Origin of the sequence: Zobellia nedashkovskayae, from assembly GCF_015330125.1 — a bacterium.
Taxonomy (GTDB): Bacteria; Bacteroidota; Bacteroidia; order Flavobacteriales; family Flavobacteriaceae; genus Zobellia; species Zobellia nedashkovskayae.
Genome location: NZ_JADDXR010000002.1, coordinates 3,187,707 through 3,200,122, shown reverse-complemented (window position 1 = coordinate 3,200,122; position 12,416 = coordinate 3,187,707). Strand labels below are relative to the sequence as shown.

Genomic DNA, 12,416 nt, shown 5'->3' with positions numbered 1-12,416 from the left:
TTGTTCATGAGAATAATTCGCACCACTTTATTAGCACTGCTATGTTGTATGCAAGTCAGCGCCCAAACACCTGAAACAACATCAAAACAATATGGCGAACTATTGCAAGATTTTGTTAATATGCGCTTTGGTATGTTCATATGTTACAACATCATGTCTTACGGGGCAAGTTGGGGCGAAAAAAACTATGATATTTCTACTTTCAACCCAAAGAACCTGAATACGGACCAGTGGGCAGATGCTGCCGTTTCCGCTAAAATGAAATTTGGCCTACTGACCACAAAACACCACGAGGGCTTTTGTTTATGGGATAGTGAGGTTACCGATTATGATGTTGCTTCTACTCCATACAAAAAGGACATCGTAAAGCAATATGCTGAGTCTTTCAGGAAAAAAGGACTGAAAGTAGGCCTCTATTATTCCATTTGGGACAGCACACATGGTATCGATAAAGATAAAATCGGACCTCCAGAAATGGACTTTATAAAAACCCAGATTACCGAACTGCTGACCAACTATGGTAAAATAGATTATTTAGTTGTAGACGGCTGGTTTTGGCGGATGGGCCATCATGAAGTACCCTTCACTGAAATTCGTGAATTGATTAGAAAGATACAGCCCGATTGTTTATTGACGGACCATACGCATTTACAGGCCCCTTATCAATTAGATATTCCTTATTTTGAAGGTCCCTTTGGAGCTTTTCCCGATGAGGACAACCAAATGGCTTCGGCATTAGGGCATTGCAGCTTTAAAGGAAACGGATGGTTCTGGGGTCCTGAAACCCCAAACGGTATGTTGAAAGAAGGAAGTGCCGAAAAGCTAGTTTCAAAATTGGAAACGCTAGAAAGCAGGTATTGTAATTTTATGCTCAATTGCATGCCCAACAGAGAGGGTCTTTTAGATCCTGCGTTTATCTCGCTTTTAAGCGACATTGGTAAAAAATGGTCTCCCAATGAATCCAGAATAGACCTCCCATCAAAAAAACATCTCATTTTCTCGGCGCCTATTGTAACGGCGACTGCATCCAGTGGCAAGGCTTCCCATATAATAGATGCTACCCAATACAAAACCGATTTTAAACACTGGGTTTCCGATGCTTCTTCAATTCAGACCCTTACTTTTGATTTGGGCCGTCCCAAAAATATAGACATCGTCACCTTAGTGCCCAACCACAAGAGCAAACCAGCTCCGGAAACGGCCCTTTCGGAAGGAAATATTTTAGAATGTAAGACCTACATCAGCAATGATAATAAAGAATTCCTGCTGGTATCTACGGATTCATGGCCAACGAATTCAAAATATAGAAGCATTGATTTTAAGGCCTCTAAAGCCCGATATATCAAAATTGAAATTTTAAAATGGAACGGTATAAATGCCATTATTGCCGAAGTAGAAATCGGAAATACCACTCATCAGATGAATTAAAAATCATCAAAAAGTACATATGATATAGGCATATGATCATTTGTAACAATTTCAATAAGGTGCTATGATTATTTTTACGGACAATCACTCTTGCAAACTAACATCACCGTTTTAACCAAAAACAAACAAACGCCAAAAAACCGAATATGAACCAATTATTTTACCAGTTAACAAATCGTTCTACAATACAAAAAAGTCTCTTCGTTACTTCTGCCCTTGTACTATTCACTCTTGGCAGTTGTAAAAAAGAAAAACCGGTCTATGCAGATGTTATTTATACCAAACCAACACTCGTAAAGGACCCACCAGTTGTTTTTATGTCTCCAGAAGAGAGTATGAAAACCATGCATCTTCCCGAGGGTTATCACATGGAGTTGGTAGCCAGTGAACCCATGATTAATGAACCAGTTACTATTGCTTGGGGGCCAGACGGGAAACTTTACGTTGCTGAAATGCTGACATACATGCAAGATATTGACGGAACCGATGAAAATGAACCTTGGAGTAGGGTTTCCGTTCTTGAAGATACTGATGGTGACGGAAAAATGGACAAAAGCACCGTTTTTGTGGACAGCTTAATTCTTCCAAGGATTATACTTCCGTTAGATGACCGCGTCCTTATTGGCGAGACCTATAACCGTAGTCTTTATAACTACAGAGATACTGATGGTGATAATGTTGCTGACGAAAAGAAATTAGTACTTGAAAATAACAAAAGGGACAATGCAAATCTAGAGCACCAATCTGCAACAATGATATGGGGATTGGATAACTACCTCTATTTATCCAACGGTTCGTTACGATACCGTTTTACTAGGGATGAAATGGAAATTGACACCCTCAGAGATGCGCCTTCAGGACAATGGGGTATGACACAAGATGAAGTTGGTCAACTTTACTATTCCAGCGCAGGTGGCGAAACACCCGCATTGGGCTATCAACAACATCCCTATTATGGCAATCTAGAAATGGAAGGCAAATGGGAAGAAGGTTTTGAAAAAGTGTGGCCCATAATTGGAACACCAGATGTGCAGGGCGGTCTTCATAGGCTTCGAGAAGACGGTACACTCAACCATTTTACGGCAAGTTGTGGGCAGTCTATATTCTTGGGAGATAAACTACCTATGTACGGAGACCTTTTTATTCCAGAACCGGTTGGTCGTTTAATTCGCCGTGCGAAAGTGAACTTGGTAAACGGGAAAAAAGTATTGTCTAATCCTTATGGCGAAACGGAATTCTTGGCATCTACGGATACCAACTTTAGACCGGTTGATACACGGACTGGTCCTGACGGTTGTCTGTACGTAGTTGACATGTACCGCGGTATTATCCAAGAGGGTAACTGGGTTAGAAAAGGTAGTTTTTTACGCCCCGTGGTAGAAAGAAAAGGTTTTGACAAGAATATTGGGAAAGGTAGAATTTATAGAATAGTACATGATGAAATAGCTCCTTCAAAACAAGAAGATTTGTTGCATAAAACTAATGATGAGCTATTAGAATACCTACATCACCCTAACGGTTGGTACCGTCTTACAGCACAGAAAGTATTGGTTCTAAAACAAGATAAAAGTATCGTTTCTGATTTGAAAGATATGGTTACTGGTGGAACTCCTTTTATAGGTTCTATGTTAGACGATGCCGATTATGCCCTAGGTAGACTTCATGCTATCTGGACGCTAGATGGTCTTGATGCTATTGACAAACTTGTTGTTCTAGCTGCTTTACAAGATGAAGATGCGCGTGTACGTGCAGCAGCCTTACGCGTAAGTGAACCATTTTTAAAATCTGGAGATGCGAATGTTTTTGAAGCCGTTCAGGCTTTAAAGAGTGATAAAGAGCCAGAGGTTTTACAACAAGTAGTCCTTTCTTTAAATTCAGCTAAAGACAAAATGGGAAAAGAAATCATTTCTGAAATTATGGTGGCTAACCCAAATAATGAAGCAATTGCAACTATTGGTGAAGAAAGCTTAAAGGCGGTTCCTTTAGAAATAGAGAAAATTAAAAAACAGTATGTTTTACAAAACAGTAATACAAGAAAGAGAATTGTGGAGGGCTACAACAATTTTAAAAATCTCTGCGCTGCTTGCCACGGCATAAACGGCACGGGTATTGAAGGAATGGCTCCATCATTGGTAGGCTCTCCTAGAGTAACTGCCAAAGATTGGAATATTCCAGTGAAAATTCTCCTAAATGGACTTACCGGACCTGTGGACGGTAAAGAATATTCCGGTGTTATGGCGGGTATGAAACAACAGGACGATGATTACATTGCCAGCGTGGTCACTTATATCCGAATGCACTTGAACAACGAAAAAGGTGTTGGTGGATGGCAAGTCAGTAAAGTTCGAAAAGACCAAGAAGACCGAGAAGATTATTGGACGATTGAAGAGCTTGAAAAGAGTAAATAAACAATTTTCATTAAAGAACATTATAGAATGAAGCTTTACAGATTAATGCTCTGTGCACTATTGTTTACGGCAATAGCTTGGGGGCAACATACAACTTTACCAGAAGGGTTTACAAAAACGGACCGTTCCAAACTAAATATCAACCAAGGATGGAAATTCCATTTGGGTGATCCAGATGCCGATTTTTTTAAATTGGATACGGATGATTCCAATTGGGAAACAGTTACTGTGCCTCACGGATTGGAACTTACTACTATGGACCTCAACGGGGTTCAAGATGATAAGTACCAAGATACATTTATGCGTAAAGTAGGCTGGTATCGTAAAGAAATTCAGGTTTCAGAAAACACGAACAACAAGGTATTTCTTGAGTTTGAAGGTGTTCATCAGGTAACGGATGTTTGGGTAAACGGTAAGCATATTGGCCAGCATGCTGTTGGAGGCTATACTCCTTTCCACTTTGATATTACGGATTTTGTAAATCGAGGTGAAAAGAACCTTGTAACGGTTTTAGCCGATAACAGAAAACGAGATGATATTCCACCAGACCCTGGTCCAATGGACTATATTAAGTTCGCTGGCCTGTATCGCGATGTGTATTTAGTAGAAACTAATCCACTACACATAACTTTTAATTGGGAAGCTGAAAATGCAGGTCAATACATTACTACGCCAACCGTAGATCCAGTTAATCTTAATGCTACTATCAACATTAAAACTACGGTTCGTAATGAAAATATTCAATCTAAAAAGACTACCGTTTTAAGCAGAGTAATAGATGCTAAAGGTTTAGTCGTATTAAAACTAAAGCAGACCAAAACTATTCCAGCAGGAGCCGATGTTCTTTTTAACCTCATTGGCAGTATAGAAGATAATCTAAAACTTTGGTCTATAGATGAACCTAACCTCTACCGAGTACATACGTTAGTTCTAGAGGATGATAAGGCTGTGGACCAAGTAGAAGTTAAAACGGGATTCAGGAAAATTGAAATGAACAACCATGACGGCATAGTCCTGAACGGAAAACCCATAAAACTCATTGGCACCAATTTGCACCAACACTACGGTTTTATAGGTGATGCCATGCCCAATTCTTTGCATTATAAAGATATTCTGCAATTAAAAAAACTGGGAATGAATGTTATCCGAACGGCACATTACCCACATGACAATTCTTTGCTAGAAGCCTGTGACGAACTGGGTATGCTGGTATATGAAGAGGCCCCAACATGGATGTCCATCGGTAATGAGGCTTGGTTCGATAATTTCGAAAAAGCAGCAAGAACTATGGTCAGAAACCATAGAAACCACACTTCCGTTTTTGTCTGGGGAGCTGGTATCAATCACAGGGGTTATGTTCCAAGGGCTCACAATGTAATTAAACAAGAAGACCCGTTTAGATATACCGCTTCGCAAAGTAGCCGTTGGACGGGTTGGCAAACCTCTGGTTTAACAGATATTTATGGGCAAATGGTATATGGACCCTATTATTGGAGTGGAGATGAACCCATGCTAGCAATGGAAGGGCGTCGTGGTCCTGAGGCTATTAATGAATATATGAACAGTCCCATGAAATTGGGTCTCATATCATGGACCGCACATGCCTATTATACTTTTCATCCTACCGACACGCCAAAAGATAGAAGTCGAGGCGGTTTTATGACCGCTTTCCGCTACCCGCGTCCCGAAGAAAATCTGGCCTGGTATCCCGCCGAACTAACCGATTATCCTTATCTCCATATTAATACCGATTGGAAAGAAGGTACTAAAGAAGTGGTCGTGTTCAGCAATTCTGAGAAAGTGGAATTAAAAGTGAACGGTAAGACCATTGCAGCACAACACCCTTCAAAAGCAGATAAATACAAATATTTAAAACATGCGCCGTTCGTATTTTCTATCCCACAATATGAAAAAGGAAAACTTACTGCCAACGGCTTGCTTGACGGTAAAGTTGTTGTTTCTCAAACTACGCAAACACCGGAAGCCGCTTATAAAATAATTCTTGAACCTGATACCGAAGGCCGAGAATTTGTTGCCGATGGTTCTGATATTCTTGTGATTTATGCAAAGGTGCTAGATAGAAACGGCACACTACTGGGTGATACTAACACAGCTATAGAATTCGCTATAAAGGGCGATGCAGAAATTATTGGCGATAAGGAAGGTATTGGTTCCAATCCTATGCCAACACAATATGGTGTTGCCCCAGTATTGATTCGCGCAGGTAATTCTCCCAGTGAGATTACGATTACAGCTAAAGCAAAAGGTCTGAAATCCGCCTCCGCAACGATTGCAACCGTAAAAGCTAATTTTGATGTGATAGCTGCAAACGCAAAGCCAATCTATGATTTTGAAACGCTTCGGGTAGATTTAGGAGGAGATGAACAATTAGTTCAGTTTGATTGGACTCCTTGGAATGGTAAAGACAATGCTGCCTCTACAAAGCAATTTGAAGAGCTTGGTGGTTTCTCCGCTACCGTTCAAAGTAATGGTGATGCTAGCTCAACCCGTTGGTTAGGTGAAATAAATGTTATTGGCAAATATGGTTTCGCTCATGGCGAAGGGGTTCTGGGTGTGTCAAAAGAAGGACTGACCTTAGAATTTTCAGGATTGAAAAAGGGAAAATATAAGTTGAATACGGTTCATCATGCACCAAGAACCAATACAGATAGTATGGACCCTAATCAAGAAAAAATGGCTACTTATAAAATCTATAGGATTCCATATGCCAAAGAAATTGGTGTTACTATTATTGATGCAAATGGTTCCTTTACCCTATCGAACATAACAGTAACCGAAGGGGAAACTATGCAGACTACACCTTTTAAACCCACCGAAATTTATTTTGAGTCGGATGGGGAAAATAAAATTCGATTTATCTTTAAAGGCTCGGATGAAAAAGCAGTTTGGCTCAATAGTTTTATTCTGAGTGAATGGCATTAAACAGATAGCATTAAGTATTCTATAAATCCCCCAGGTATAGCCTTGGGATTTTTTTTTATAAACAACTTAAAACTCCCCTCACTAATAAATATTCAAAATCTGACCCAAAAATATATTAACATCAATTATTTAAAGGTAAATAATTAGATTAAAAATAATTTTATATATTTACATAAACCGTACTAGACCGTACTAGATTTATTTCGTCCTGATACAGAACATTATACTTTATGAAAAATTTACTGACCGTCCTCATCCTCTTTATCGCTTCGCTCAATGCAGTAGCACAAGACATCCTTTTAGAAGCTGAAAGTTTTGATAATCCCGGTGGTTGGGTCGTAGACCCACAGTTCGTAGAACAAATGGGATCGCCCTACCTCAATGCGCACGGCATGGGTAAACCGGTAAAAAATGCTTCTACTGCTGTAGAATTCAAAAAATCGGGTACATATCATATCTGGGTACGCACCATGAATTGGGTTCCAGGTGAATGGGAAGCACCGGGAAGATTCCAATTAAAAGTAGGCGAAACGGTATTAGATACCGTTTTAGGAACCCGCTCTGGTTGGGGATGGCAATATGCCGGTGAGGCCAAAATCAACAAAAAGCAAGCTACGCATATTGAATTACAAGATCTTACAGGTTTTAACGGACGTTGTGATGCCATCTATTTTTCAACTAAAAAAGATACACCTCCCTCATCCACTAAAAAGTTAGCAGCTTGGCGTCAAGAAATTACGGCCCAACCTAATGCTCCTGAAGAAGTAAAATCTTATGATTTGGTAGTTGTTGGTGGCGGTCTAGCGGGTTGTGCAGCAGCTATTGCTGGGGCAGAACAGGGATTGAAAGTTGCGTTAATACACGATCGTCCTGTTTTGGGTGGTAATGCAAGTGAAGAAATTCGTGTTCATACTTTAGGCATCTACGGTAATTTTGAGAGGATATTAAAGAAAATCGATACAGAACACTATCCAAACGGTTCAGCAGATGCCAAACTAGACCAGGAAAAAAGAGATAAAAATGTTAAGAGTTATGACAACATAGATTTATTCCTGAATTGGCGAGCTTACGATGCTTTATCTGAAGAAAACAGCGTAAAATATGTAGATGCGAGACAAACCTTTACAGGAGAAAGAAAGCGATTTACGGCTCCTTACTTTGTTGATTCTACGGGAGATGGCTGGATAGGTTTTTGGGCTGGTGCCGAATTTTCATACGGTCGAGAAAGTGTTGACACCTACGGTGAACATTGGGAAGAACATGGTGAATTATGGAGTCCAAAAGAGGCAGATAATGCTGTTATGGGTTCTTCTGTACTTTGGGGTTCTAAAGATACAGATAGTCCTCAGAGTTTTCCTGAAGTTCCTTGGGCCATGCCTGTTTCTAAAGATTATTCCGAGGTTAATGGTGAATGGCAGTGGGAGTTTAGCCGTAACGATTTGAGTCAGATTGATGATGCCGAAGAAATACGCGACCACATGCTCCGCGCTATCTATGGTTCTTTCTCCAGTGCTAAAAAAGACGAAGTAAACGAAAATCGAAAATTGGAATGGGTATCATACCTAGTAGGTAAAAGAGAATCTAGACGTTTGGTGGGAGACCATATTTTCACCTTCAACAATGCCAAAGAAGGAACAGAATTTCCTGATGGCGTGGTAATCGAAACAAGAGCGGTAGATGTACATTATCAAACTGTTCTAGAGGATGAAAATAATCCAGATTTTATTTCTGAAGCGTTATTCTACAGGGGTCCACAATACTATATTCCATATAGAAGTTTGTACTCTAAGAATATTAAAAACTTGTTTATGGCCGGCCGTAATTTCAGCTGCTCACATGCCGGACTTGGAGGTCCTAGAGTTATGCTTACTACAGGTCAAATGGGAGCTGCTGTAGGTTATGCGGCTTCGCTTTGCAAAAAATATGAAGTTATGCCTCGTGAAATTTACACGGGTTATTTACAAGAATATTTAGATTTAATAGAGGAGCAGAAATATGAAAAAATTCCGACTTCCAAAAAATGATACGAATTGCGTTAGGCTTCCTTTTATTTGTAACCCACTTTTGTGATGCTCAATTTGGGTCGCCTGTCGCATTTTCTGATAGTCAAGAAAAAACTGTTTTAGAGACTAGTCCGGAGTTTTTTATATTGGACTGGAAACCAAATACAGCGCTTCACATTTCAGAAACTCCATTGGAAATCATTACGGATTCTGTGGGTGCTCAAAAAGTAAACTTATTTCGCGATAATACAGAGGCGCCCATCTTATATTCCTCCAACATTATAACTCCTGTCTGTGCAGATGGAGATTGCAAATTTATGCACATTACACTGTATTGGACACTTTTGGGTGATTATGCTGGTTTTGACCGCTCAGTTAAGGAGCCATTGACCAAACATGATCACGATGAGTTTTTGTTCTCAGATTATTGGAAGCTTCACGATTTGCTGAAAGATGATAATTCAATCTTAAAGAGAAGAGCCATAGACGAGTTGGTTACCAAACCCAAGCCTTCTAAAATTGAAGGTGTAGATGCCTTGTCGGGCGCTACTGTAAAAGAGGTGAAAGAATCTGTTGTCTCTGGCGCCCTATATTCATGTTACGTAGCTTGGCATTTAGTTCACGGTAAAATTAAAGAACAACTAAAAGCATATACTGTTGAGCAGCTAAATGAAGAAATGTTGGTTCGTATGCTGAATAGTGAACATACCAATTATCAGATGTATGCATTAGAAAACCTTGACCAAAATCAGTATAAAGTCAATTTTTCAAGAGTATCGGAGCTTTTCAAATCAGGTATTCCATTAGTACGTTCTTTCATCATTAAAAATTTAGCAAACTCTTTTTCACAATCTCCAACTACCATGCAACCTTTTTGGGATGCACTTCCCTATATCGATATCAATACCAGAAGTTTATTGCTTCAACATGTTGATTTCGCTTCTGATGCTACCGTGACGCATATCTCTACGCAGTTAAGTGTACTTACTAGAAATCAGCTACTTAAATACTTAGAACACCTAGGAAGTAAAAAAGTAATTTCCACGGAAGTATTAAAAAATCTTGAGCAGTTTGCTGCATCCAATAAAGAGAAGAATGCATACCTTGTTACTGAATTTCTAGAGGATAATAGCTAATCTGATATTTTAAAATCTACATTTTATGGTTTCGTTTATTATTTCTGTTCTTGTATTGATACTGGGTTATTACACCTATGGGAAACTGGTAGAAAACATTTTTGGTGTTGATACAGAAAGGGAAACCCCTGCCATACGATTACGGGATGACATAGATTTTATGCCCCTACCCGCTTGGCGTATATTTCTTATTCAGTTTTTAAATATAGCCGGTCTAGGCCCCATTTTTGGTGCCATTGCCGGAGCAATGTTTGGACCTGCCGCTTTTTTATGGATAGTGCTGGGTAGTATTTTTGCCGGAGCAGTTCACGATTATTTTTCAGGCATGTTATCCGTACGTCATAACGGACTAAGCATTAGCGAAATTGTGGGTATCTATTTGGGGCCACGAATGAAACATATCATGCGTTATTTTACCGTTATACTTTTGATTTTTGTGGGTACCGTTTTCCTTATGGGCCCAGCAAAAATTATAGATGGGATGACCGGTAATATGTGGAATCTTTGGATTTGGGTCGGGATAATCTTGGTGTATTACATATTATCCACTCTCTTACCTATAGACAAAATGATAGGCAAAATCTACCCTGTATTTGGGGTCGCTATGTTGCTTATGGCCTTAGGATTATTAATTGCACTATTTTTTGGTGATTATCATATTCCAGAGTTGGTACCTGCCAATCTAATTAATATGACTTCTGACCCAGAAGCCACACCACTCTTTCCTATACTTTTTGTTACGATTGCTTGTGGAGCCATATCTGGATTTCATGCTACGCAATCGCCGCTCATGGCACGTTGCATGCAAAATGAAAGACTAGGTAGAAAAATTTTCTTTGGAACTATGATTACCGAAGGTGTCGTGGCTCTAATTTGGGCTGCTGCAGCTATGACGTTTTTTGGTGATGTGGGAGGTCTTAATGATGCTATGCTCGCCAACGGAAATAACGCAGCATGGGCAGCCAATGAAATATCCTTAAACATGTTGGGTAAAGTTGGTGGTATTCTTGCCTTATTAGGTATTGTAGCTGCTCCTATTACCTCTGGCGATACTGCTTTCCGTTCTGCAAGACTTATATTATCGGATATTTTTAAAACTGACCAAAAGAAAATAAAAAATCGACTTTATATCAGCATTCCTCTGTTTATAGTCGCTTTTGCACTTACCCAAATGGATTTTGGAATGATATGGCGCTATTTTGCATGGAGTAATCAGACCTTGGCCACCGTAGTGCTGTGGACGATTACCGCGTATTTAATTTATGAGAATAAATTCTATTGGATAACTCTCATTCCGGCAATTTTCATGACCATGGTATGTACCACGTACATTCTTATAGCGCCAGAAGGATTTGAATTAGAAAATAACGTTGCCTATATAGGGGGCGCTGTGTTAACGATACTAATTTCGATGCTATTTTGGTATTATGCCGTGCAACGAAAAAAAGTGTTTACACAGCTGATGTAATTGATATTTTAGAGCGAATTCCTTAAAATCAACTTGGTTTCATTGCTTTTATGTTCCCTTCTGCCTTCCAAAATCATTTTGGCAGCCTCCTCTCCCATTTTCTTAAAGTCAGTACTAATTACTGATATACCACCAGCTAAAATTTCTTTGGTACTGGTATCATTGTAACTAATCAGTCCAATTTCTTTACCCAATTCCCAGTTAAATTTACGAGCCAATTTTATAATCTCCACCATGTCCCTGTCATAGGCGTCAATGGTGATGTAAAGGGTTCCTTTTTTAAAGTAGTCCGGAGAAAAATTATAATACACCTCACTCTGAAAGTTGTATTCGGTGCAAAATCGTTCAAAACCCTTTTGGACAAAATCTCCGTGTGGCGCATTTTTACGATTGAAAAGTACTAGCCTATCGTACTTGTTAACCAAATCAATATTTACCTTTAATAGATTAAGAATGTCATTCTCAAAATCTTGAAAAACCATACCACAACCATCGTTGACATTAGGCTCATATTTATCCAGAATAATCAATTTTTCGGGTGGTATTTTATTGAGCACTTTCTGAACAGATTTTGAATCCTCTATGTATGTGGTAACTATAAAGTGTGTGTAGTTTTTGAGATTATCTAAAATTAGAGACGCAAAAAGTTCAATGTTTTGGTGATGAAAATATAAGCGGACCTTTACATTTTCACCCAAGCTTGAAATAAGTGAATTATACAAGTCTTCTTTGAAAGGTGTTAATTTATCCAGCAAAAAGAACACCTTAAATTCTGTCTCAACGGAAAGGTCGTTCACAAAATAACCAATCTTGTCCACTGCCCTAACAATTCCCTTTTCGCTTAGGTAGTTTAATGCTTTAAAAACTGTTTCACGACTAAAGTTAAAATGAGCGGAGAGCTTGTTTACTGATGGTAACCTGTCATCAAGAACTAATTGCTTTTGTTCAATTTGGGAAGTAATACTATCTGCAAGCAGAAGATATTTAGGCTTCTTTGAGTTCTTTTCTATACTAAGTTTTACCATTTATT

Annotated in this window: 7 protein-coding genes; 6 read left to right on the top strand and 1 reads right to left on the bottom strand. The window is 39.1% G+C overall.

All coding sequences use genetic code 11. The annotated features are described in order from the left end of the window. The first annotated feature begins 6 nt into the window (after nucleotides 1-6). The 6 genes from IWB64_RS13285 (at nucleotide 7) to IWB64_RS13260 (ending at nucleotide 11,386) form a co-directional block, all read left to right on the top strand. Nucleotides 7-1,428 carry an alpha-L-fucosidase gene (locus IWB64_RS13285; protein WP_194534456.1) on the top strand — a complete coding sequence of 474 codons (1,422 nt, stop codon included), beginning with the start codon at nucleotides 7-9 and terminating at the stop codon, nucleotides 1,426-1,428. Between the two features lie 146 nt (nucleotides 1,429-1,574). Continuing rightward, nucleotides 1,575-3,836: a DUF7133 domain-containing protein gene (locus tag IWB64_RS13280; RefSeq protein WP_194534455.1), complete on the top strand. Its 2,262-nt coding sequence runs from the start codon at nucleotides 1,575-1,577 to the stop codon at nucleotides 3,834-3,836. Between the two features lie 27 nt (nucleotides 3,837-3,863). Continuing rightward, entirely contained in the window at nucleotides 3,864-6,779 is a 2,916-nt protein-coding gene (locus tag IWB64_RS13275) for a glycoside hydrolase family 2 protein (protein WP_226975883.1), read from the top strand. Between the two features lie 230 nt (nucleotides 6,780-7,009). Further along, entirely contained in the window at nucleotides 7,010-8,803 is a 1,794-nt protein-coding gene (locus IWB64_RS13270; RefSeq protein WP_194534454.1) for an FAD-dependent oxidoreductase, read from the top strand. After that, nucleotides 8,800-9,918: a hypothetical protein gene (locus tag IWB64_RS13265; protein WP_194534453.1), complete on the top strand. Its 1,119-nt coding sequence runs from the start codon at nucleotides 8,800-8,802 to the stop codon at nucleotides 9,916-9,918. Before IWB64_RS13270 ends, IWB64_RS13265 begins: the two co-directional genes overlap by 4 nt. A 25-nt stretch (nucleotides 9,919-9,943) precedes the next feature. Next, complete coding sequence (locus IWB64_RS13260) at nucleotides 9,944-11,386, top strand: carbon starvation CstA family protein (protein WP_194534452.1); 1,443 nt, start codon at nucleotides 9,944-9,946, stop codon at nucleotides 11,384-11,386. An 8-nt stretch (nucleotides 11,387-11,394) separates the two neighbouring features. Here the strand turns inward: IWB64_RS13260 and IWB64_RS13255 are convergent, their stop codons facing one another. Next, nucleotides 11,395-12,411 (bottom strand): GntR family transcriptional regulator, encoded by a 1,017-nt coding sequence (locus IWB64_RS13255; RefSeq protein ID WP_194534451.1) that lies wholly within the window; start codon nucleotides 12,409-12,411, stop codon nucleotides 11,395-11,397. Nucleotides 12,412-12,416 lie beyond the last annotated feature (5 nt).

What these genes read in the sequence shown, in the direction of transcription:
- IWB64_RS13280 (WP_194534455.1), top strand. Translation starts at nt 1,575, where the DNA reads ATGAACCAATTATTTTACCAGTTAACAAATCGTTCTACAATACAAAAA.
- IWB64_RS13270 (WP_194534454.1), top strand. Translation starts at nt 7,010, where the DNA reads ATGAAAAATTTACTGACCGTCCTCATCCTCTTTATCGCTTCGCTCAAT.
- IWB64_RS13265 (WP_194534453.1), top strand. Translation starts at nt 8,800, where the DNA reads ATGATACGAATTGCGTTAGGCTTCCTTTTATTTGTAACCCACTTTTGT.
- IWB64_RS13260 (WP_194534452.1), top strand. Translation starts at nt 9,944, where the DNA reads ATGGTTTCGTTTATTATTTCTGTTCTTGTATTGATACTGGGTTATTAC.
- IWB64_RS13285 (WP_194534456.1), top strand. Translation starts at nt 7, where the DNA reads ATGAGAATAATTCGCACCACTTTATTAGCACTGCTATGTTGTATGCAA.
- IWB64_RS13275 (WP_226975883.1), top strand. Translation starts at nt 3,864, where the DNA reads ATGAAGCTTTACAGATTAATGCTCTGTGCACTATTGTTTACGGCAATA.
- IWB64_RS13255 (WP_194534451.1), bottom strand. Translation starts at nt 12,411, where the DNA reads ATGGTAAAACTTAGTATAGAAAAGAACTCAAAGAAGCCTAAATATCTT.